At 70.6% G+C, this 20,895-nt stretch carries 21 protein-coding genes; 4 read left to right on the top strand and 17 right to left on the bottom strand.

Features of this window, described 5'->3' with window-relative positions; genetic code table 11:
- The first annotated feature begins 84 nt into the window (after positions 1 to 84).
- From FE633_RS24290 to FE633_RS24280, 3 genes are all read left to right on the top strand, one after another.
- Entirely contained in the window at positions 85 to 996 is a 912-nt protein-coding gene (locus FE633_RS24290) for a glycoside hydrolase family 16 protein (RefSeq protein WP_138047298.1), read from the top strand.
- 118 nt (positions 997 to 1,114) lie between these two features.
- Positions 1,115 to 1,411 carry a DUF6400 family protein gene (locus FE633_RS24285; protein WP_138047297.1) on the top strand — a complete coding sequence of 99 codons (297 nt, stop codon included), beginning with the start codon at positions 1,115 to 1,117 and terminating at the stop codon, positions 1,409 to 1,411.
- Positions 1,395 to 1,619, top strand: a complete 225-nt coding sequence (locus tag FE633_RS24280) for a hypothetical protein (protein WP_138047296.1) — start codon at positions 1,395 to 1,397, stop codon at positions 1,617 to 1,619. Before FE633_RS24285 ends, FE633_RS24280 begins: the two co-directional genes overlap by 17 nt.
- 12 nt (positions 1,620 to 1,631) lie before the next feature.
- Here FE633_RS24280 and hypE read toward each other — a convergent pair whose 3' ends face one another.
- The 15 genes from hypE to FE633_RS24210 form a co-directional block, all read right to left on the bottom strand.
- Positions 1,632 to 2,762 carry a hydrogenase expression/formation protein HypE gene (gene hypE / locus FE633_RS24275; protein ID WP_425473219.1) on the bottom strand — a complete coding sequence of 377 codons (1,131 nt, stop codon included), beginning with the start codon at positions 2,760 to 2,762 and terminating at the stop codon, positions 1,632 to 1,634.
- A complete protein-coding gene (hypD, locus tag FE633_RS24270; RefSeq protein WP_138047295.1) occupies positions 2,755 to 3,999 on the bottom strand; it encodes a hydrogenase formation protein HypD in 1,245 nt (414 codons plus the stop codon). Before hypD ends, hypE begins: the two co-directional genes overlap by 8 nt.
- Positions 3,996 to 4,316 carry a HypC/HybG/HupF family hydrogenase formation chaperone gene (locus FE633_RS24265; protein ID WP_138047294.1) on the bottom strand — a complete coding sequence of 107 codons (321 nt, stop codon included), beginning with the start codon at positions 4,314 to 4,316 and terminating at the stop codon, positions 3,996 to 3,998. Before FE633_RS24265 ends, hypD begins: the two co-directional genes overlap by 4 nt.
- A 40-nt stretch (positions 4,317 to 4,356) precedes the next feature.
- Positions 4,357 to 6,780, bottom strand: a complete 2,424-nt coding sequence (gene hypF, locus FE633_RS24260) for a carbamoyltransferase HypF (RefSeq protein ID WP_246113807.1) — start codon at positions 6,778 to 6,780, stop codon at positions 4,357 to 4,359.
- Entirely contained in the window at positions 6,777 to 7,472 is a 696-nt protein-coding gene (hypB, locus tag FE633_RS24255; protein ID WP_138047293.1) for a hydrogenase nickel incorporation protein HypB, read from the bottom strand. Before hypB ends, hypF begins: the two co-directional genes overlap by 4 nt.
- 2 nt (positions 7,473 to 7,474) lie before the next feature.
- Positions 7,475 to 7,873 (bottom strand): hydrogenase maturation nickel metallochaperone HypA, encoded by a 399-nt coding sequence (hypA, locus tag FE633_RS24250; RefSeq protein WP_138047334.1) that lies wholly within the window; start codon positions 7,871 to 7,873, stop codon positions 7,475 to 7,477.
- 145 nt (positions 7,874 to 8,018) lie between these two features.
- Positions 8,019 to 8,153, bottom strand: coding sequence for a DUF6893 family small protein (locus FE633_RS49270; RefSeq protein WP_281291249.1), 135 nt, complete (start codon positions 8,151 to 8,153; stop codon positions 8,019 to 8,021).
- Positions 8,150 to 8,662, bottom strand: coding sequence for a hydrogenase maturation protease (locus FE633_RS24245; RefSeq protein WP_138047292.1), 513 nt, complete (start codon positions 8,660 to 8,662; stop codon positions 8,150 to 8,152). Before FE633_RS24245 ends, FE633_RS49270 begins: the two co-directional genes overlap by 4 nt.
- The gene (locus FE633_RS24240; RefSeq protein WP_138047291.1) at positions 8,659 to 10,068 is read right to left on the bottom strand and encodes a hypothetical protein; all 1,410 of its coding nucleotides are present in this window, start codon (positions 10,066 to 10,068) and stop codon (positions 8,659 to 8,661) included. Before FE633_RS24240 ends, FE633_RS24245 begins: the two co-directional genes overlap by 4 nt.
- Positions 10,065 to 10,811: a DUF6084 family protein gene (locus tag FE633_RS24235; protein WP_246113806.1), complete on the bottom strand. Its 747-nt coding sequence runs from the start codon at positions 10,809 to 10,811 to the stop codon at positions 10,065 to 10,067. The genes FE633_RS24240 and FE633_RS24235 overlap by 4 nt, the downstream gene beginning before the upstream one ends.
- The gene (locus FE633_RS24230) at positions 10,808 to 11,482 is read right to left on the bottom strand and encodes a DUF5947 family protein (RefSeq protein ID WP_246113805.1); all 675 of its coding nucleotides are present in this window, start codon (positions 11,480 to 11,482) and stop codon (positions 10,808 to 10,810) included. The genes FE633_RS24235 and FE633_RS24230 overlap by 4 nt, the downstream gene beginning before the upstream one ends.
- Positions 11,479 to 12,042: a hypothetical protein gene (locus tag FE633_RS24225; RefSeq protein ID WP_138047290.1), complete on the bottom strand. Its 564-nt coding sequence runs from the start codon at positions 12,040 to 12,042 to the stop codon at positions 11,479 to 11,481. The genes FE633_RS24230 and FE633_RS24225 overlap by 4 nt, the downstream gene beginning before the upstream one ends.
- Positions 12,039 to 13,823: a nickel-dependent hydrogenase large subunit gene (locus FE633_RS24220; protein ID WP_138047289.1), complete on the bottom strand. Its 1,785-nt coding sequence runs from the start codon at positions 13,821 to 13,823 to the stop codon at positions 12,039 to 12,041. Before FE633_RS24220 ends, FE633_RS24225 begins: the two co-directional genes overlap by 4 nt.
- Positions 13,824 to 13,930: 107 nt before the next feature.
- Positions 13,931 to 15,019, bottom strand: coding sequence for an NADH-quinone oxidoreductase subunit B family protein (locus FE633_RS24215; RefSeq protein WP_138047288.1), 1,089 nt, complete (start codon positions 15,017 to 15,019; stop codon positions 13,931 to 13,933).
- Between the two features lie 57 nt (positions 15,020 to 15,076).
- Complete coding sequence (locus FE633_RS24210) at positions 15,077 to 16,927, bottom strand: hydrogenase maturation protein (protein WP_138047287.1); 1,851 nt, start codon at positions 16,925 to 16,927, stop codon at positions 15,077 to 15,079.
- A gap of 318 nt (positions 16,928 to 17,245) precedes the next feature.
- Between FE633_RS24210 and FE633_RS24205 the strand changes: the two genes are divergently transcribed.
- Entirely contained in the window at positions 17,246 to 17,632 is a 387-nt protein-coding gene (locus tag FE633_RS24205; protein ID WP_138047286.1) for a hypothetical protein, read from the top strand.
- 227 nt (positions 17,633 to 17,859) lie between these two features.
- On the opposite strand, the gene FE633_RS24200 is transcribed toward FE633_RS24205, so the two are convergent.
- Entirely contained in the window at positions 17,860 to 18,954 is a 1,095-nt protein-coding gene (locus FE633_RS24200) for an AbfB domain-containing protein (RefSeq protein ID WP_138047285.1), read from the bottom strand.
- A 219-nt stretch (positions 18,955 to 19,173) separates the two neighbouring features.
- Entirely contained in the window at positions 19,174 to 20,805 is a 1,632-nt protein-coding gene (locus FE633_RS24195; RefSeq protein WP_138047284.1) for a serine/threonine-protein kinase, read from the bottom strand.
- Between the last annotated feature and the right edge of the window lie 90 nt (positions 20,806 to 20,895).

The raw sequence follows: 20,895 nt of genomic DNA, 5'->3' as shown, positions 1-20,895 counted from the left end.
TACACGCCCCGTTCCGGGGATGGCGCTGCCCCGGCCGTGCGGCGAGGATGCTCCTTCGGTCCCGAGGATCGGAGGAGCCTTCCGATGGGTTCACACGCGGCGCCGAACCACCGCAACCGGGCACGTGCCCTGTTGGTACCGCTTGGTCTCCTGCTCCTTGCCGTTCTCCTGGGCGTTCCCCGTGCCGACGGGGCACCCGGCCCTGCCGACGCCTGCCGCACCACGGGCACCGAACTGCCTCGCGGCGACTGCGGGCCCTTCTGGCAGGTCCTCGCGGAAGATTTCAACGGTGACCGGGTGCCGCTGGGCGCGTTCAGCGACTGCGACCATCATGTCGACACCTCCGCCGCGCACTGCGGGGGCCTGAGCGGCGCCTACCGCGACAACTGGTGGGCGTATCCCACCGGTTGGCGTGACACGGCCAACGACCGGGGCCGGGACGTGGTGGGCGTCTACCACCCGGAGGACACGGTGAGCGTAGGTCCTGCGGAGAACGGCGACGGAAGGATGTCCATCCGGATGTGGCGGCCCTCCGACGGAGGCCCCGTGCACGCCGCGGCCGTGGTACCGCGTGCTGTCATGCAGATGAAGTACGGCAAGTACAGCGCCCGCATCAAGGTGACCAAACTCGCTCCCGGATACAAGTCCGCCTGGCTGCACTACGGCGGGGGCTGCGAGATGGACCACCCCGAAGGCGAGTGGACCGGCCCCCTCACCGCCTTCCACCATCCGTGCGGCGGCGGCGAGCAGGGTTACTTCCCGGGGAGTGACAACTGGACCGAGTGGCACACCGTCTCGACCGAGTGGACTCCGGGACACGTGCGGTTCTTCGTGGACGGCCGGCAGACGGGACACGACACCCGCAACGTGCCGGACCGTCCCCTGTCCTGGGTGATGCAGAACGAAAGCGCCCTGCAGGGGCCGGGCGCCGCTCCCGGCAGCAGCGCCCAACTCGAGGTCACCTGGGTCGCCGCGTACGCGTACGGATGGAAGTAGGGCGGCAGCGCGTCCTGGGCGGTTTGCGATGCGATGAGGTGCGTCACACCGCCTTCCGGGGCCGGTCCGCCCTCTGATAGACGTGGCTGACCAGTACGTTTCGTCCGGAAGATCACCCATGGACCAGGGCCCCGCACCCGACCGCCTGAACTTCTCGATCGACCTCTCCGTCGAGGAGGCACGGCGGCGGGCCGAGGTGGTGGCGGCACTGGGCCCCGACTGGGACCCGGTGGCCGCACTACGCGACGAAGAGGCAGCCACCGCTCTGCTGTACTCCGGCCTCGACCCCGAGCAGGAGCGGCTCTACGCCATGCTCGTGGCGGCCGGCGTACTGCCCGGACGAGGACCGGGCGAGGCGGGGCCGGGCACACCAGGACCGGGCGAGGCGGGATACGGCGATGCGGCTTCCCATTGACCCGCAGGCGGACCGGGCCCGCCGCGCCTGGGTCGCCTGTCCCGGATGTGACGACGGTCGTGACTGCGCCACCTGCACGGGCGGGCGCAACTGCTCGGTGCACTGGCGCTACCTCCTGGCGAACGAGGGTGCGCGGGTCCATCTGCAGTGCCCCAGCTGTACGTACACATGGACCCTCGACACCCGCCGCGGCCGCAGGGCGCCCTAGGCCCTGGGTCTCTCAGCAGATCCGGGGGAGCTGCTCGCCCAACGGGAGGTCCACCACCCGGGTGCCGCCGAGGGCGGTGCGGGCCACCACCATCCCCGGGTGGGAGTCGACCACCTCGCCGATCACCGCGGCATCCGCCCCCAGAGGGTGGGCCCGCATGGCCGCGAGGACCTGCTCGGCATGAGCACGCGGGACGAACGCGACCAGTTTGCCCTCGTTCGCCACGTACATCGGGTCCAGACCGAGTACGGCGCAGGCATTGGCCACCGGTGGCGGGACGGGCACGGCGCGCTCTTGGACGACGATCCCCGTACCGGAAGCGGACGAGATCTCGTTGAGCGAGGCCGCCAGTCCCCCGCGTGTCGGGTCCCGCAGCACATGCAGATCCGGCGTCACGGCGAGCATCGCCTCCACGAGCCCGCCCAGCGGAGCACAGTCGCTTTCGATCTCGACCCCGAACTCCAGTCCCTCCCGCACGCTCATGATCGCCACACCGTGGACTCCGACGGCCCCGCTGACGATCACGACATCGCCGGGGACGACCCGCTCGGGACGGAGATCGACTCCCGGCGGGATCAGTCCGATGCCCGCGGTGTTGATGAAGACGCCGTCCCCGTGGCCGGACTCCACCACCTTGGTGTCACCCGTGACCACTTCGACGCCCGCCGTACGGGCCGCGGCGCCCATCGCCTGCGCGACCCGCTCGACCACGTCGATCGCGACGCCCTCTTCGAGGATGAAGCCGCAGGACAGACAGGCGGCGCGGGCCCCGCTCATCGCGAGGTCGTTCACCGTCCCGTTGACGGCCAGGTCACCGATGCTGCCGCCGGGGAAGAACAGCGGCCGCACCACGAACGAGTCCGTGGAGAAGGCCAGCCGCGCGCCGCCGATCTCCACCGCGGCGGAGTCCGTCAGCCCGGATGGCCCGGGGCCGCCGAAGGCCGGCGTGAAGATCTGCTCGACGAGTTCGGCGGACATGGCGCCGCCCCCGCCGTGCCCCATCACCACCCGGGGCTGATCGCGCAGCGGGGCGGGGCACGTCCAGGAGAGCATGTCCGGTCCGACGGGCTCGCCGCGCTCCGCCGTCGTCGAGGCAGCGGCGGCCGGGCGCGCGGGAGACGGGGCGCTGGTGGTGTCAGACAACGGAGCTGCCCTCCAGGGACGGGGACTGGCACGAAGCCGCGGAAGGGGACGGGGAAGGGGACGGGGACGCGGGCGGGGACGCCGTCTCCGCGGACGGTGGCCGGGCCGGGGCTCGGTTCTGCGGGGCCGGGGCCGGGGTCTGGGCCGTCAGGTCGAGCCGCCGGTACAGGTAGTACGCCGCGCACGCGCCCTCGCTGGACACCATGGTGGCTCCGAGCGGGCTGCGCGGTGTGCAGGTGGTACCGAAGGCCTCGCACTCGTGGGGCTTCAGCAGCCCCTGAAGCACCTCCCCGCTGCGGCATGCGGCCGGCTCACGGGTGGTGATGCCGTCGACCTGGAAGCGATGCTCGGCGTCGTAGTCCCGGTAGCGCTCGGACAGCCGCCATCCGCTCCCCGGGATCACCCCGATGCCGCGCCACGCGCGGTCGGTGACCTCGAAGACGTCGTCCAGCATGGCCCGGGCGGCGGGATTGCCCTCGGATCTGACGGCCCGGGGGTAGGCGTTGTCCACGGTGTGTTCGCCGCGCTCCAGTTGCAGCACGGTGCGCCGTACCCCTTCGAGGATGTCCAGGGGCTCGAATCCGGTGACGACGATCGGCACACGGAACCGCTCGGCGAGCTCCGGGTACTCCCCCGTGCCCATGACGCTGCACACGTGCCCGGCGGCGAGGAAGGCCTGCACCCGGCAGTCGGGCGACCGCATGATCGCCTCGATCGCCGGTGGAACCCGCACATGGGAGACCAGCATGCTGAAGTTGCGGATCCGCTGCCTTCGGGCCTGATACACCGTCATCGCATTGGGCGGCGCGGTGGTTTCGAAGCCGATGCCGAAGAACACGACCTCCCGGTCCGGGTTCTGCTCGGCGATCCGCAGCGCGTCGAGTGGCGAGTACACCACTCGCACATCGCCGCCCTCCCCACGCACCTGGAACAGATCGCGGCCGGTGCCCGGGACACGGAGCATGTCCCCGAAGGAACAGAAGATCACCCCGGGTTGGGAGGCGATCTCCAGGGCCTTGTCGATCACCTCCAGGGGTGTCACGCACACGGGGCAGCCCGGACCGTGGATCAACTCCACCTCCTCCGGGAGGAGTTGGTCGATGCCGTGCCGGATGATGGTGTGCGTCTGACCGCCGCAGACCTCCATCAGAGCCCAGGGCCTGGTCGCGGTGGCACGGATCTCGTCGATCAGCCGCGCCGCGAGGCCGGGGTCCTGGAATTCGTCGATGTACTTCACCGCTGCACCTCCCCGGCGGCCACGTCGTGCGACGGCCGCCCGCTCCCGTTCTCCGCCGCGGCCTGTTCCCACGGATCGCCGAACTCCTCCTGCAGCATGCCGAGGTTCTCGAACAGCTCCAGCGTCCGGCGGGCCGACTCCTCGTCCAGCCGTTGCAGCGCGAACCCGACGTGCACGATGGCGTACTCACCGACCTTCAGATCCGGCAGGTACTCCAGGCACACCTCCTTGACCACACCGCCGAAATCGACGGTGGCCATACGGGTGCCGTCCCGTTCCTCAACGCCCAGCACTCTGCCGGGTACCGCCAGGCACATGTGTGTCTCCTTCGCTGTTGCGCTGATCGGCCCGCACGTGTCATCCAGCCCCGTCCGCCTCACGCGCGGCCACGACGAGTTGACCGAGGGCCAGCCCGCCGTCGTTCGGCGGGATCCTCTGATGGCGCAGCACGGTGAAGCCGTCCTGCCGCAGACCGCGGGCGCAGAGCGAGGACAACAGCGCGTTCGCGAACACCCCGCCGGACAGGGCGACGGTCTCCAGCCCGGACGCGTCGCGGGCAGCGGCGCACACCCTCCGTACCAGCCGGGCCACCGCGCCGTGGAAACGCGCCGCCACCAGGGGCGCCGGGATGCCGCCTCGTACGTCGTCGGCGATCGCGGCGAGCATCGGCGCGGGATCAGCGGTGAGCGGATCACCGGGCCGCGCCGCGCCGGTCAGCCCGAGGGTGTAGCGGGGGTCGTCCTCGGCCGGTGTGTCGACCGCGGCCGCTTCGAGTTCGATGGCGGCCTGCGCCTCGTAGCCGGCCCGGTGGCAGACGCCTGACAGTGAGGAGACGGCGTCGAAGAGACGGCCCATGCTGGAGGTGGGGACGCAGTGCAGCTCGCGCTCCAACTGCACGTCCAGCACGGCGAGTTCATCGGGCGGGCATGCCGCCACGCACGGCAGGTCACGGCGCCAGGGGATGGCCGCGGCGCGCAGGTGCGCCAGAGCCATCCGGTACGGACGCTCGACCGCCGCGTCACCTCCGGGCAGCGGTACGTACGCGAGGTGCGCGAACCGGGTGAAGCCTCCGTAGCCCGCCAGCAGGAACTCACCGCCCCACACCGCTCCGTCGTCTCCGTAGCCGGTGCCGTCGAAGGCCACACCGATGACGCGACGGCTGCCGTCCAGACCGTGCTCGGCCATGGCCGAGGCGATGTGCGCGTGGTGGTGCTGGACGCGGGCCACCGGTCGTCCGCCGGCCAGGCGCCGGGCCCACTGGCCCGACCGGTACGCGGGGTGCCGGTCGGCGACCAGGATCCGGGGGCACACCCCCGTGACCGACTCCAGTTGCTCCTCGGCACGTTCGAACGCCCGCTGGGTGGCGAGGTCGTCCATGTCTCCGATGTGGGCCGACAGCCAGGCCTTGCGTCCCTCGCCCAGGCAGAAGGTGTTCTTCAGGTCCCCGCCGACGGCGAGGGCCGGGGCCACCGACGTGGGCAGGACGACCGGCAGCGGAGCGTGCCCGCGGGAGCGGCGCAGCACCAGCGGCTCGCCGTCGAGGACGCGGACCACCGAGTCGTCGCACGGCACATGGATGGGGCGGTCGTGCAGGAGCCAGGCGTCGGCGAGTCCGGCCAGCCGGTCCAGCGCCTCGGTGTCGTCGGTGACGATGGGTTCACCGGCCAGGTTGCCGCTGGTCATCACGAGCAGCCGGGGCGCGGCCCCGCCGGCGTCGTCCTGCGCGCCCAGCCCGAGAAGCAGATGGTGGACGGGGGCGTACGGGAGCATGAAACCGAGGTCGGGACTGCCCGGCGCGACCTCTTCGGCCGGCACGAACCCTCCGGCCGGCCCGACCGCGCCCGACCGGGGCGGTACTCCCCTGCGGCGCCGCATCAGAACGACCGGCCGTACGGGTCCGGTGAGCAGGTCACGTTCCACGGGGCCGACATCGACGAGTCGCTCGATGTCGGCGATGTCCCTCGCCATCATGGCGAAGGGCTTGTCGCCACGGGCCTTGCGGCGACGCAGTTCGGCCACGGCCCGGGGGTTCGTGGCGTCGCAGGCCAAGTGGTAGCCGCCGATGCCCTTCACCGCGAGGATCGCACCCTCCGCGAGCAGCGCGCGTGCCGCGTCGACCGGGTCCACCCCTCCCTCCCCACCGCCCGGGATGTCCCCTGTCTGGCGCGCCGGGACCAGCCGCAGCCGGGGCCCGCAGGCGGGGCAGGCGACCGGCTGCGCGTGGAAGCGGCGGTCGGCGGGATCGCGGTACTCCCGGGCGCAGTCGGCGCACATCGCGAAGCCGGCCATGGTGGTGTGCTCGCGGTCGTACGGCAGGCCGGTGACGATGGTGAAGCGCGGCCCGCAGTGCGTGCACGTGATGAACGCGTGCCGATGGCGGCGGTCGGCCGGGTCCGCCAGTTCCGCCAGGCAGTCACGGCAGGTGGCCGTGTCGGGGGCGACCAGCGTGCGCGCGGGGCCGCCCGTCTTCGACGGGACGATAGTGAAGCCGCTGTCTCCGACGGCGGGTACGTCGAGGGCGTCCACCGATTCCACCTGCGCGAGTGGCGGCGCCTCGGCGGCGATGCGGTCACGGAACCGGGCGACGGCCCCGGCCTCCCCCTCGACCTCCACGACGACGCCGTCACCGGTGTTGCTCACCCGGCCGGAGAGCCGTAGTTCCGTCGCGAGTCCGTAGAGGTAGGGCCGGAACCCCACCCCCTGCACCACGCCCCGCACGACGATCCTGCTGCGCCGCGTGGCCGGTGCCAGGGTGGCGGCGCCGTTGACCGGTGTGCTCACGCGTGGGCCCTGGCCATCACCGGGGCGTGAACGGGGGTTCCGTCGGCCGCCGCAAGCGCCCGGTCGACCAGTTCCCCGGCGCCCTCACCGCTGCGTACGGAGGCGAGGAGCACGTCGACGCCAGGGTTGACCTGCTGCACATGGGCGCGGAAAGCCGCCTCGTCGAAGTCGGCCGCCTCCGCCAGATCGGTCTTGGTGACGATCACGAGGTGGGCGAGGCCGAAAGCCGTGGGGTATTTCAGCGGCTTGTCCTCGCCCTCGGTGACGGAGGCGAGGACGACGCGCAGCGACTCGCCGAGGTCATAGGAGGCGGGGCAGACGAGATTGCCCACGTTCTCGACGAACAGCAGCCGGGTGCCGTCCGGCAGCCAGTGGTGCAGATGCCCGGCGAGCATGTCTGCCTCCAGGTGGCACAGCCCGTCGGTGAGCACCTGTTTGACGGGGACTTCGGATCGCGCGAGGCGTTGGGCGTCGTTCTCCGTCGCCAGATCGGCGGTGAGCGCCGCCGTGCTGACACCTCGTTGTCTCGCGAGCCGCAGTTCTCGCTCCAGCAGGGCCGTCTTGCCGCTGCCGGGACTGGAGAGCAGGTTGACGACGGTGGTGCCACGGGCGGCGAGTTCCGTTCGCAGGACCTGGGCCGCCATCGCGTTCTTGGCGAGCACCGCTTGCTGCAGGTCGACGACACGGCACATGGTCAGCTCTCCTCGTTGATCGATGCGCGGGTACGCTCGCGTGCTGCCGGTGGGGCATCGGCCCACCCCACCTCGCAGATCCGCAGCTCGCGGCCGGAGACCAGCTCGCCGGCGGCGTCGCCGCAGTCGGGACAGAGCAGTTGCGGAGGCATCCCGACCTCCCATGTGGTCCGGCAGCGGGCGCACCGGGCCGTGCCGGGGACGGTCCGGGTGATCAGTTCCGCGCCCTCCAGGGCGGTGTCGGCACAGGCGAGTTCGAAGCAGAAGGCCAGCGCCTCGGGGACCACGCCGGCCAACTCGCCGATCTCGAGCCGCACCTGTGTCACCCCGTGGGCGCCTTCGGCGCGCGCCGCCTGCTCGACCTGGTCGATCACCGCCAGCGCGACGGACATCTCGTGCATCGCCTCTCCGTCCTGCGCGGCGGCCGCCTGTCCGGCGCCCATTACATGACGGGGTCCCGAGGCCGGACCGACAGCCACGCCGGAACCCCACGGCTGCGTACGCCGTTGGGTGCACCAGTGCCCCGGCGCCCCTTCGACGTGGGTGTCACATCCTGCGGATGCGCAGGTAGCGCCGGAGGTCGGGCATGAATGCCTTGACCATCGCAGCGAGGGCGGTGGCGGCAGCGGCGCCTCCGATGATGTTGCTCGCCTTCATCGTTTGTTGCCTGTGGTGCTTCATACGACGGCCTCCTGTCGGACCAGTTCATTGACCATGCGCACCGCTTCCGGCACCGCGGCGGTGACCGGTGGGCTCAGCCCCATCCCTTCCTCGACGTCGGCGGGTTCGCAGCCGACGACCAGGATGCGGCGCGGTGGCCGCGCCCCGGTCGCCGCGCCCAGGGTGTCGAGCAGGGCCAGCACGGTGTCCGGTGTCATCCGGTGTCCGTCGAGCGGGACGTTCTCGACCGTACGGCGGCTGCCGGATGCCCCGGCGTCGATCAGGTACAGCGTTCCCGGCTCGCCTCCCCGCGCCGTCGCGTCGATGAGGACGAGGCTGTCGTACCCGTCGAGTACCTGGTAGGCGAGATGGACACCGCGGACACCGATGTCGGCGACCTCCACGTCCGGAGGCAGGTCTTCCTGGGACAGCCGCCGTGCCGCCTCGACGCCGAAGCCGTCGTCGCCGAGGAAGATGTTGCCGATGCCCGCGACCAGGGTGCGGGGGCATGGTGCCGCGGGGCCGGTCACGTGTCCCCCAGGGGTTCGATCTCGTCGGGCTGGAAGTAGAGGTAACGGCCCTGCTCCCGGCGGATGTCGGCGCCCGGATCGTCCTCGACGGTCACCGCGATGTGCACCCCTCCGTCGACGTCCTTGAGAACGGCCTCGACCTGTGCGGTGCGACCGCTCAGGAAGAGGTCCTGAGCGTCGGTGTGACGCAGTCGGGGCCGCAGTACGACGCGGCTGCCCGCGCGTACGGTCCGGCCGTCGACCAGTACGTGGTCGTGGGCGGGGTCGACTCCGGGATCACTGCCCGGGTCCCACCACGGGGTGTCCGGGCGGACGACGGCCGGTTCGGCCCCCTCGCTCCCGGTTCTGGTGGCCTCCCGCAGTCCGCGCACCGCTCCGTGCAGCCGTTCCAGGACCTCCGGGGGCATGGAGTCGGCCAGATCGATGACGGCGGCGGCCCGTGCGTCCGTTCCCCGGGCCTCGCGCTTCTCCTCGTCGGTCAGCGCCGCGGTACGCAGGGCCAGGATCTCGTCGATCTCGGTGGCGTCGTACAGCGGACCGGGGCTCTCGGGGGCGATGGCCGGGTGGTCTTCCAGGATGATCGGTGAGGAGAGGACCAGGTCCGCACGGTCGGGCTCCCCCGCCAGCACGGGCCAGGTGTGCAGGTTGCGGCAGGCGGCGACGGCGCCCTTCGCCCACTCCGGCGGATCCGTCATGGACAGGAAGTTCCCGCCGTCCAGGCGCAGCAGGACATGACTGGCGATCAGTGAGTACGGCAGGGCGGCGTCACGGGCGGCGCCGCTGTCGGGCAGCCACGCGCTGGTGTTCTCCACGACCACGCGCAGCCGCCGTGTGCGGTAGGGCCCCTCCAGCTCGGCCGCCGAGAGCCGTACGGCTCCGCTGATCTCCTCACAGCGGCGGACGAGCCGCCCGACGGTCCGCCCGGCGGTGTCGGTGACCGGTTCGATCTCCTCCGCCGCGGGGCGGGTGAAGGCGAACACAGTCCCGTCCTGCGGGAGTTGATCCACCGGGACGACGTGGGTGACGGTCTCCTCCAGGCCCTCGTCCCAGGGGACCAGGACCCGGTCGTCCAGGCGCAGTTCGCTCACCGTCTCGAAGTCGCCGTCGGGCAGGGCTCGTTGCACGATGCGCCGCTGGGCACGCAGGAAGCGGACCTCGACGGCGAGCGTGGCGTCCCGCTTCGGTTCCATCAGGCATTCGGTGTGCTGGAAGTCGTGCTCCTCGGCCGCCGCGCTCCAGGCCGGGGGCACCAGGACGCCGAACTGCCAGCGCAGCCGGTTCTTGGCGGCCGACGCCCGGTACGGGTAGAGCACATAGCCCTCGAAGAGGACGGCGTCGGCGACCCGCCGCGCGACGGCGAGCCGGGCCTCGGTGTCGGGGGTGAAGGCGGCCGCGGTCGTGGTCATGGTGTTCTCTCCCCCGAAGGAGTCCTCTCCCCCGATCGGGGCCTCTCCTTGTGCCCCGATGGGGACCTCTCGTTCTGTCCCGACTGGGACCTCTCGTTCTGTCCCGACGGGGGCCTCTCCTTCGCCGCTTCGAGGAGTGTCTCGACGGTCGCCTGCCATGAGGGCAGTGCGTGCCGCGACCGGTAGGCGAGCAGCTCGTCCATGGCGTCCCGGGGCAGCCGGATCCAGCCGCAGCCGGGGAAGTGCTGCTCGATCATCTCCCGCCAGGTCTTCACCGGCATCCGGTGCACGACCTCCTTGTCCCAGGGCACGGGCTCCACCTGGAAGCCGCGGGCACCGGTGAAGGCCGTTCCGGAGAACAGCATCAGCAGCGGCACATCACCCTCGTTCAGGGCGTGGAGGTAGCGGCTGGCCGCGACGTCCATGTCGTAGGTGCACGGCACCACCAGATCCGTCTCGGTTTCGCCGGTGAATCCGGGGATCATCACCGCCACCTGGGCGAACTGCACAGGGTTGAGGCTGCTGCCCCACCGCGACCGTTCGCCGAACAGGTCACCCAGCGCTTCGGCCTCCGTGTCGTCGTATCCGCGGCGGGCGGGCTCGATACGGATCTGGCAGCGCAGCGCCATCGCGTGAACCGCGGCACCGGCGGAGGCGGTGACGCGCAGCCGGAACACGAGGGTCGGTCCGGCCGCGTACGCGTCGGCGCGAACGCCGGTGCAGTCGAAGGAGAACTCGGTCACGGCCTGCCGCTCCCCTGTACGTCCCGGGCGCGGTCGCGCAGGTGGGTGAAGTAGGCGTCGAGGTCGGCGCGGGCCTCGGCGCCGCCGTCGAACCCCTGCCAGTGCAGTCGCATGCGGCCCACCAGTTCGTAACAGACGTCGATGGGCACCAGGAAGCATTCACTGCGGCCGGACTGGCGGCGCAGCAGCAGGGCCTCGACGTCGGGTTCCATCAGTTCGGCCAGCCGGGTCCCGGCCAGGACGGTCTGCCAGGACGACGGGTCCAGTTCGCTCTCGGTGGCGCCGGCCGGGCTGGGGTAGAGCGCGACGAGCCGGTCGAGTGCGGAGTTGCGGAAGAAGAAGGCGACCCCGACGGGGATGCGGAGTTGCTCCCAGGCGGTGTCGTCGATGAGGTGCCCGGGGTCGCTCAGGCAGCGGCCGGGGACCGCGCGGAAGCGGCCGCCCCGCGGCCCGCCGCCCGACCGGTCCAGCAGTTGTGCGCAAGGGCCGCAGGCGCAGGCCAGGGCCCTCTTCTCGGTGTCGACGAGATGCCGGTGGTTCTGGTCCGCGAGGGGTGCCCCGCACAGTTCGCACTGTTCGGGGCGCGGGGTGCGGGGCGTGGTGAAGCGGCGCAGGCCGCGCGCCTCCGGGGAAGGCCGGAAGCGCACGGAGCCGGCCTGGGGCGCGCTCACCGGACCGCGTCCGCCGCGCGGCGGCCCGCCTCGACGCGTGGCGGCCCGGAGCCGATCTGGAGCAGGGCCGGTTCGCGGGAGGAGACCTCCGTCTCCATCTCCACCCCGGTCACCTCGGGGGCGAGACACGCGAGCGCGTCCACCGCCGCCTGTCTGACGGATTCCCGCGTGCTGGGGCAGCCGCAGCCGGCTGAACTCGTGGCCCGCAGGCGCAGCACCCCGGTCGCGGGGTCGAATCCGGTGTGCTCGACGGGGTGCGGGACGCTCCGCAGTGCCCGCGCGATACGGGTGGGTGCGTCGTCCGGGTGCAGCCCGTGCAGGACGAGCAGGCTCGCGACGAGTTCGTCGTCGAGCAGCGCGCTCAGCGCCGGCCCGGAGGGCTGGTCCGCGGGACCGCGGAGGAGTTCGAGGACGCGGGCGAGCCCGGCGCCGTAGAACTCCATGAGGACGCGGACGAGTTCCTCGGCCGCCGCGCACACCTCGGTGTCGCCGGTGGCGGCCAGCCGGTCGAGCACCTCCTCGACCCGCAGGCCCGCCTGCTCCGCGTTCGGCGCGCTCATCCGGCGAGACCGCTCAGCCCGGTGGGCACGTGCATCGACTTCACGGTCCTGCCGTCGCCGACGTACATGTGGACGCCGCACGGCAGACAAGGGTCGAAGCTGCGCACGGTGCGCATGATGTCGATGCCCTTGAAGTTCTCCGGAGAGTTCTCCTCGAAGATCGGCGTGTTCTGCACGGCGTCCTCGTACGGGCCGGGTGTCCCGTAGTCGTCGCGGGTGGAGGCGTTCCACGGGGTCGGCGGGTAGGGGTGGTAGTTGGCGATCTTGCCGTCCCTGATCACCATGTGGTGGGAGAGGACGCCGCGCACCGCCTCCGTGAAGCCGACGCCGATGGATTCGTCGGGAACCTCGAACTTCTCCCAGGTCTGGGTGCGTCCCGCGCGTACCTCCTCCAGTCCCCTCTCCGCGCTGTGCAGCGCGACGGCGGCCGCGTAGGCCTGGAAGTACGTGCGGGCGCGGTTGCGCTCCAGCGCGTTGCTCCACTGGGGGATCTTCCACTCGAAGGTGGTCTCCGGCTTGGTCAGCGTGCGGGGCAGATTGATCTGGACGCTGTGCCCGGTGGCCTTCACATAGCCGATGTCGACGAGGCCGGACAGGGCGGTGGACCACAGACGTGCGAGGGGGCCGCCGCCGGTGTCCAGCGGCAGGTGCTCCTTGCCGTCGAACCAGCGCGGGGCCATGACCCAGCTGTACTTGTCGGCGAAGTCCCGCTTCTGCGGGGCCGGGATGGTGTGCTGGTTCCACGGGTGGCGCGGGTCGATCGGGTTGCCGAGCGGGTCATGGGTGACGAACTGCTCCTGGCCCGCCCAGTCTTCGTAGTACGAACTGCCCAGCAGGATGCGGATACCGAGGTTGATCTCGGTGAGGTCGTTGGTGACGAGCTTGCCGTCCACGATCACGCCGGGGGTGACGAACATGCGCCGCCCCCAGTCCGTCATGTTGGCGTAGGTGAAGTCGCAGTACTCGGGGTCGTTGAGCGCTCCCCAGCAGCCCAGCAGCACGCGTCGGCGGCCGACTTCCTCGTAGCCGGGCAGCGCCTCGTAGAAGAAGTCGAAGAGGTCGTCGTGCAGGGGGACGACGCGCTTCATGAACTCCACGTAGCGCATGAGGCGGGTGAGGTAGTCGGTGAACAGCTGCACCGATGCGATCGTGCCGACGCCTCCGGGATAGAGCGTGGAGGGATGGACGTGCCGGCCCTCCATCAGGCAGAACATCTCCCGGGTGTAGCGGCTCACTTGGAGCGCTTCCCGGTAGAACTCGCCCTCGAGGGGGTTGAGGGACCGCATGATGTCGGCGATGGTGCGGTAGCCGTGGTCGCCGGCGTGCGGCGCCTCGGTGCGTTCGGCGAGTTCGAGTACGCCCGGGTTGGTCTCGCGCACCATCTTTTCGCAGTAGTCGACCCCGACCAGGTTCTCCTGGAAGATGTTGTGGTCGAACATGTACTCGGCCGATTCACCGCAGTTGATGATCCACTCGCCGAGGTGCGGCGGCTTCACGCCGTACGCCATGTTCTGCGTGTACACCGAGCACGTCGCGTGGTTGTCACCGCAGATGCCGCAGATCCTGCTGGTGATGAAGTGCGCGTCGCGGGGGTCCTTGCCGCGCATGAAGACGCTGTAGCCGCGGAAGACCGACGAAGTGCTGTAGCACTCGGCAACCCGCTTCTGCTTGAAGTCGATCTTCGTGTGGATGCCGAGACTGCCCACGATCCGGGTGATCGGATCCCAGGCCATCTCCACCAGGCCGGAGCCGTCACCGGTCGTCTTCGTCGAGGTTGCCATGGCGTGTGCGATGCCCTTCGTCAGGTCTTCCAGCGGGAGTCAGGTCGGTCGAGCGGAGTCAGATCGGTCGAGCGGGAGAGTGAGTGTCGGGGCCTGGTGACGCGGGGTCACCACGGAGGGCGGTAACCCGTCGTGATCTTCCGGCCGGTGTGCCGCCACTTCGGCTCCTTGTCGACCGTGCGGGCCGTGATGGTCCGGAGTCTGCGGATCACGGCGCCGTACGCGCCGCTTGTGGTGCTGGAGACCTTGGCGCCGGGCGGTTCGTCCATGAACGGCATGAACTTGTCCGGGAAGCCGGGCATCGTGCAGGCGATGCAGATGCCGCCCACGTTGGGGCACCCGCCGATGCCGTTCATCCAGCCGCGCTTGGGCACGTTGCATTTGACGACCGGGCCCCAACAGCCGATCTTCACCAGGCACTTGGGCGAGTCGTACGTCGTGGCGAACTGGCCCTGCTCGTAGTAGCCGGCCCGGTCGCAGCCCTCGTGCACCGTGGCGCTGAACAGCCAGGTCGGGCGGAGCTTGTCGTCCAGGGGGATCATCGGGGCCGATCCCGCGACCTGGTACAGCAGGTAGGTCAACGTCTCGGCGAAGTTGTCGGGCTGGATGGGACAGCCGGGCACGCACACGATGGGGATGCCCGCGCGCGACGTCCAGTCCCAGCCCAGGTAGTCGGGCACGCCCATCGCGCCGGTCGGGTTGCCCGCCATGGCGTGGATACCGCCGTACGTGGCGCAGGTGCCGATCGCGACCACCGCCAGCGCCTTGGGCGCCAGCCGGTCGATCCACTCGCTCGTCGTGATGGGCTGGCCGGTCTCCGGGTTGTCACCGAAGCCGCACCAGTAGCCCTCCCGCTTGATCGCCTCGTTGGGCACGGACCCCTCGATCACGAGCACGAAGGGGTCGATCTCGCCACGCTCCCCCTTGAAGAACCACTCGATGAACGTGTCGGAGCCGCCGACCGGACCGGACTCGAAGTCGATCAGCGGCCAGTGCACCGCGATCTTGGGCAGACCCGGCAGGGCGCCGAGGGCGATCTCCTCGATGCTGGGCTGCATCGCCGCCGTCAGGGCGACCGAGTCACCGTCGCAGCTGAGTCCGGCGTTGATCCAGAGGATGTGGATCGGTGACTCCTCATCGGCGAGCGCACCGGCCTCGCCGGGCTCCTCGACCGTGGTCGGCGTTGCTGCGTTCATGAAAGACGCCTCCTGGGGAGGTTCGCGACAAAAGATGCATACCGGTCTTCGTTCCCGTCAACCGTCGGCTCGTTCCGCCGCCACCGCATCCGGGAGGACGTCCAAATGGCCCTCCACCGGTCCCTCCAACGAGCCGTCCATTGGGCCGTCCAGCGGGCCGCCCGACGGGCCGTCGAGCGGGCCGTCCGACGGGCCGTCCAGCGGGCACTCCAGCGCACCCTCACTCGGCTCCTTGCGGGCGAACGCCCTGCGCAGTGCGTGGTAGGGCGCCTCTGGATCGGTGAAGGTGCGGCTCATCCGTGCGAGCTCCCGCTCCCGGAACACCGACAGCGGAGTGACGGCCTCCCTGCGCTCGTGCTCGGCCTTCTTGGCGGCGACACGGAGCTGCGTGGCGGGCAGGTCCGCCAGCCGCGCGGCCATTCGGGTGATCTGGGCGCCGAAGTCCTGCGGACCGCAGTCGATCACCCGGTCGACCAGCCCCATGTCCAGCGCCGCGGCCGCGGTGACCGGCTGGGCCTCCTGTGTGAGCCGCCGTGCCATGGGGCCGCCCACCCTGCGGGGCAGGGTGTACGTCCAGTACTCCGACCCGTACAGGCCCATGCGCCGGTAGTGCGGGTTGAGCACCGAGCCGGATCGGCACCACACCTCGTCCGCGGCCAGGGCCAGCATGGCGCCGCCCGCGGCCGCGTTGCCGCCGAGTGCGCTGACCACGAGCCGGTCGGTGGTGGTGAGGACGGCCTCGACGAGGTCGTTCATGGCGTTGATGTTCGCCCAGGACTCGGCAGCCGGGTCCGCCGCCGCCTCGATGACGTTCAGGTGGATGCCGTTGGAGAAGAAGTCGCGGCTGCCGCCCAGGACCAGCACGGCGGTGGGGCGTGAGCACGCCTCACGGTAGGCGTCCAGCAGGCGGCGGCAGTGTCCGGTGCTCATCGCCCCGCCGGGGAAGGAGAAGGACAGGAAGCCGACCGGGCCGTCTTCCCGGTACCGGATATCGGTCCAGGTCCTGCGCCCCTCGGGCACCGTCAGCGGCGGGGGAAGATCCGGCAGGCTCGGCAGACGGCCGGCCAGTGCCGAGGTGGCGGGCAGCTTGCAGGCGCGGGGTGCGCCGGGGACGGCGACGGCCCGCATCTCGGGGATCCATACCGCCCCGTCCGTGGTGGCACGGCAGATCGCACCGGCGCGGGTGGCCAGCAGGTCACCGGGGCGGCCTCGCAGTCCGTCCTCGGCGTGGCCGCCGTGCAGGTACCAAGCGCCGCCGAGCAGTTCGTCCCGTACCCCGGGCTGGGAGTCGGCGGCCCGCAGCTTGCGAAGAACCGTTTCCGTCGAGTCCTCGCCCCAGGCGATCCCGCGTGTCTCCTGACGCATGGCAGGCCGCGAACGTACCGCCACGGCATGTGACCCCGAGGGTCCGCTCTGGGGCTGGGGCTGGGGCTGGGGGACGTGGTCGCCGGAGGCGAAGCGGTCGACGGCGAGCAGGACTGCCGCGAGCGCGGCGTCGGAGACCTCGTTCCGGTACAGGTCGCTCTTGGCGACGCGCGGCCGCGGCACGGGGAATTCGACGTTCGCCCACACCGGACCGGCGTCCATCTCCCCCACGGCCTGCAACACGGTGACGCCCCATGTTGCGGCGTCCTCATGGATCGCCCAGTCCAGGGAGGCCGGCCCACGGTCTCCCACCGGCCCCGGATGCACGACGAGGCAGGTGTGGGCCGTCCAGACGTCCTCGGGGATCGCGGTCTTGAGCATGGGTGCCACGACCAGGTCGGGCAGGTGCCGGAGCACGGCCCGCCGGACGTCCGGGCCCCGCGGTGTGACCGCTACGGACACCGCGTGCCCGCGGTCACGCAGTTCGGCGTGAACGCGCTGGGTGAGACTGTTGTACGCGCTGGCGATGAGCAAGATGCGCATGGCTACCCTCCCGCGGCTGCTGCGACCCTCGACACTGACGCACCCGGCGCCGAATGCGATGGTCGGACAAGCACGCCCGCGGACGTCGACACGAATCCCTCACGTCACTCGCATGAGTGGCGATTGCTGTCAGATAGGCCAGGTCGGAGGCCTGCGGGCGGCGCTTCAGGGATCTCGCCCCACATCGCGCCCCACATCTCGCCCCACTGACCTACAGACGCCGACGCCCATGCCGATGACGGTCCGAAATGAGAGAATTGCCAGATATGTGCGGGCACCTCGCAGTGTCCTTTCCGACTCCGGACAGGCAGGTCGGCAATGCCAAAGAAACCCAGACCACAGAGCTCGCGCGGCGAGGGACCGAGCCGTCACCAGGACACCGAGCAGCACGGCTGGTCGCCCGACGTGGACAAAACTCGCCAGCAGGAGAACCCCAGCGCCTCCCGCTCCTTCCAGGCGGAAGAGCACGCGCCACCTCGCGGGAAGGGCAGGAAGGCCTCCCGGGAGGAGAAGAAGTCCGTGCCCGGTGACACCGCGAAGAGCACTTCGCGACGTGGCGAGAGTCAGGCCGAGCGTCCCGAGAAAGGCATGCGGGACACCGGCCGCAAGGGCCGCTCCCAGCGTCCCAGCGGCACGAAGGACGACTCCGCCTTCACCGGTGTCGACCCCGACGACGACTCCACCACCGGGCGCCGACCGGGCTGAGCACACGCCCGGCCCTTGAGCGGTTTGCGACGCTCCTCCCCGTACCTCAGTTCCCGTGCAGCGCCCCGGCCCACCGCGCCGGGGCGCTGCGGCGTGCGACGCTGAGCTGGATCACAGGCTTGGGCTGCATCGCCGGATGGGGCCCACCGTCTTTCCAGCGTGCTGCCGACGGTGCGATCCGCCGGCAGCCCCGAACAGGTCCTGGTCGAGTTGAGCCGAGTTGAGCCTCAGGAGCCGACCGAGAAGGTCGCGTCGGACCGGTCGGTCGCGGTGGTGATGGGGTCGATGCGCAGTACGTAGTTCGAGTGCCTGATGTAGCGGTCGGGGAAGTTGTACGAGCGGAAGGACGACCAGGTGGAGTCGGCCAGGCCGGCGGTCTTGTCGGCGGACGGGTCGGCCAGGCCCGGCACCATCTTCCACTCGGAGTCGGTGAAAGGGTCGAACGGGTACTGATCGATGCGGCCGATGGAGTTGGCATGCCGGACGTACCGGGCCGGGAAGTTGTAGGACTTCAGCCGGTTCCAGGCCGGCTTTCCGTAGTGCGCGACGAGACTGTCGTACTGGGCACCCGAGATCGGCTGGATGGTGGCGTGCTTGGAGTTCACCGGCTGGGTGTAGACGCGCTGGTCGACCGGGGTCCAGGTGCCGGAGGCGAGGTCGGTGGTCTGCCAGGCGTAGAAGACGCCGTTGGGGGTGTAGGTGTCACCCCAGAGGTACCAGGTGCTGGAGGTCTGGGACTTGACGAGGATGGGTGCCTCGGTTCCCCCGTGGGCGACACCGGTGTTGTAGATCTGGAAGCTGCCCGGCTTCAGGGTCGTGGAACGAGCGCCCACGAGCTGCTGCTTACCGCTGTCCTTGAAGTACAGGTAGTTCATGCCGTTGACGTTCATGGCCATGGTGCCGTCGATCACGCTGTAGCCGGGGTCGAAGAAGACCTGCGGCGCCGACACCGTCTGGAAGTCAGTGGTGTAGTTCACCATGATCACGTCGTGGCCGCCGTTCACGGCCGAGTAGATGATGCCGTACTGGTTGCGGCTCGCGTCCCAGAAGGCCTCGGGCGCCCAGCTGTGGGTGGGCATGTCGTGCATCTTCACGCGGTGGTAGTTGGTGAAGCTGCGCAGATCGGCCGATTCCCAGACGTGCAAGTACTGGTTCTGCTGGCTCCAGTCGGTGCCCTTGAGGTCGGTGGCGAGCACGACGTACGTACCGTCCTGCTTGCGCAGGATGTACGGGTCACGCAGGCCCGTGGTGCCCTGCGTGGGAGTGGCGACGGGCTTGTTCTGCCGCGGGGGGTGGGAGGGACATGCTGCGTCAGGGCACATCGAGAGATGCTCGATATTTCGAACGCGGTTCGGTAAATCGGCCAGACCTTAGGTGGCGAACACACCAGGTCAATAAGGTCGTCGATTTCCGTCAGCCGCGCCGGTTTCCGTCCCGCGGGTCCGTTCAAGTCCCGCAGGTCCGTTGAAGTCCCGTGGGTCCGTTCGGCTCCCGCGGGTCCGTTCAGGTCCCGCCGGTCCGTTCAGGTCCCGTCGGTCCGTTCAGCCAGTGGTGATGAAGCCGTCCCTGACTTTGTCGAAGACGGGGCGGTGGGTGGCCCACTCCAGATCCGGCGCGGAGAGGTAGAGGTCGTACTCCTTGCCGCCCTCCCGGCCGAAGCCGAGGTCGATCGCGCGGAACGCCCGCGCCCGCCCCTGGAAGGTGAACTCCCACACCGCCGCCGGCTGCCCGCGGAACGAGGTCTTCTGCATGCGCAGCTTCCGGTACGTCGGGTAGTTGACCTTGGTGTTCGCCTCGATGGTCTTGAAGTGTTCCAAGGGGTGCGAGCCGGCCGGGTCCACGACGCCGATGGTGATCTCGGCCAGGCCCGCCTCGTCTTTGTAGCTGACCTCCTCGGCCGTCCTCCGGGCGGCCGTCCAGCCGTCCGGAACGGGGAAGGAGATACCCAGGTCCTTCACTTTGACCAGGTGGAACCCCTCGGGCACCGGCGGGGGCGCGGAAGTCGGTGCAGTGGGGGCAGAGGGGTCTTGCGTAGTGCGGTCGGCGTTGCCGCCCTTCTCCCCGCCGTCGTCCCGGGTCGCGTACAGCCCGCCCGCGACGACCGCCGCCGCCAGCACCGGCACCGTCACCACACCCCAGAGCGGGACGCGGCGCTTGGAGCCCCGGTTCCGGTCGCGGCCACGGCCGGTGCCCGTGGAGGGTGGGGGCGCCGCACGCCCCCCGCCTGCCGAGCCCGCCACCGGGCCCGTCGTCGCGTCTGTCGCCGAGCCGGTCACCGGGCTTGCGCCCTCGTCACGCCCGGCCGCGTACGCGCGCGAGGCCGAGGACGTCAGCGGAACTACCGTCGTCTCCGTCGCACCCGACCGGGCGGCCCGCAGGGCGTTCTCCGTCTGCTCGGCAGACGGCCGCTCGTCGGGGTCCTTGACCAGCAGCGCCTCGATGAGAGGCTCCAGCGGTCCGGCCTGTTTCATCGGTTCCAGTGGGTCGACGGCGATGGCGTACGCCGTCTCCATCGCCGTGCCCTTGCGGAACGGGGGCCGTCCCTCCACCGCCTGGTAGAGCGTCGCCCCCAGCGCCCACAGGTCCGAGGCCGGTCCGGGCTTGCGGCCCCGCATCCGCTCCGGCGCTATGTAGTCGATCGATCCGACCATCTCGCCGGTCTTGGTCAGCGTCGAGGCCCCGACCGTCATCGCGATGCCGAAGTCGGTGAGTACCACACGGCCGTCGGCGGCGAGGAGTACGTTGCCGGGCTTGACGTCGCGGTGCAGCACTCCGGCCTCGTGGGCGGCACGCAGAGCGGCGATCATTCCTAGACCGATGCGGGCCGCCTCCTCGGGCGGGACGGTCCGGCCGCCCCGGAGCAGCTCACCGAGCGTGCCCGTGGGGATGTACTCCATGACGATGCAGGGCAGCCCCTCGTCGTCCACGACGTCGTGCACCACGACGACGTTGCGATGTGCGATACGGGCGGCGCTGCGCGCCTCACGCCGCGTGCGCTCGTACAGAGTTGCCAGCTCCTCGTCGGCCAGGTGCGCCTGTGCGTGCAGTCGCTTGACCGCGACCTGGCGGCCCAGGACCTCGTCCTCGGCGCGCCACACGGTGCCCATGCCGCCACGGCCGATCTGCTCGGTCAGCCGGTACCGCCCGGCGACGAGTCGCCCCTCGTCCGACACAGCCAGCCTCCGCCACCTTGCTCACGTTCGATTCGCCTCGCCACAATAGCCTCCGCGTTTTCCGATCCGGGAGGCGGGAAACCCCTGGCC

This window comes from Streptomyces montanus, from assembly GCF_005786655.1.
Classification (GTDB): domain Bacteria; phylum Actinomycetota; class Actinomycetes; order Streptomycetales; family Streptomycetaceae; genus Streptomyces; species Streptomyces sporangiiformans.
The sequence above is the reverse complement of the archived record's forward strand: the minus strand, read 5'-3'. Positions and strand labels throughout refer to the sequence as shown.

Bases quoted from the DNA above. Each gene is read 5' to 3' on its own strand.
- FE633_RS24290 (WP_138047298.1), top strand. From the start codon at position 85: ATGGGTTCACACGCGGCGCCGAACCACCGCAACCGGGCACGTGCCCTG.
- FE633_RS24220 (WP_138047289.1), bottom strand. From the start codon at position 13,823: ATGGCAACCTCGACGAAGACGACCGGTGACGGCTCCGGCCTGGTGGAG.
- FE633_RS24210 (WP_138047287.1), bottom strand. From the start codon at position 16,927: ATGCGCATCTTGCTCATCGCCAGCGCGTACAACAGTCTCACCCAGCGC.
- hypA (WP_138047334.1), bottom strand. From the start codon at position 7,873: ATGCACGAGATGTCCGTCGCGCTGGCGGTGATCGACCAGGTCGAGCAG.
- FE633_RS24215 (WP_138047288.1), bottom strand. From the start codon at position 15,019: ATGAACGCAGCAACGCCGACCACGGTCGAGGAGCCCGGCGAGGCCGGT.
- FE633_RS49270 (WP_281291249.1), bottom strand. From the start codon at position 8,153: ATGAAGCACCACAGGCAACAAACGATGAAGGCGAGCAACATCATCGGA.
- FE633_RS24205 (WP_138047286.1), top strand. From the start codon at position 17,246: ATGCCAAAGAAACCCAGACCACAGAGCTCGCGCGGCGAGGGACCGAGC.
- FE633_RS24265 (WP_138047294.1), bottom strand. From the start codon at position 4,316: ATGTGCCTGGCGGTACCCGGCAGAGTGCTGGGCGTTGAGGAACGGGAC.
- FE633_RS24240 (WP_138047291.1), bottom strand. From the start codon at position 10,068: ATGACCACGACCGCGGCCGCCTTCACCCCCGACACCGAGGCCCGGCTC.
- FE633_RS24225 (WP_138047290.1), bottom strand. From the start codon at position 12,042: ATGAGCGCGCCGAACGCGGAGCAGGCGGGCCTGCGGGTCGAGGAGGTG.
- hypB (WP_138047293.1), bottom strand. From the start codon at position 7,472: ATGTGCCGTGTCGTCGACCTGCAGCAAGCGGTGCTCGCCAAGAACGCG.
- FE633_RS24280 (WP_138047296.1), top strand. From the start codon at position 1,395: ATGCGGCTTCCCATTGACCCGCAGGCGGACCGGGCCCGCCGCGCCTGG.
- FE633_RS24285 (WP_138047297.1), top strand. From the start codon at position 1,115: ATGGACCAGGGCCCCGCACCCGACCGCCTGAACTTCTCGATCGACCTC.
- FE633_RS24200 (WP_138047285.1), bottom strand. From the start codon at position 18,954: ATGTGCCCTGACGCAGCATGTCCCTCCCACCCCCCGCGGCAGAACAAG.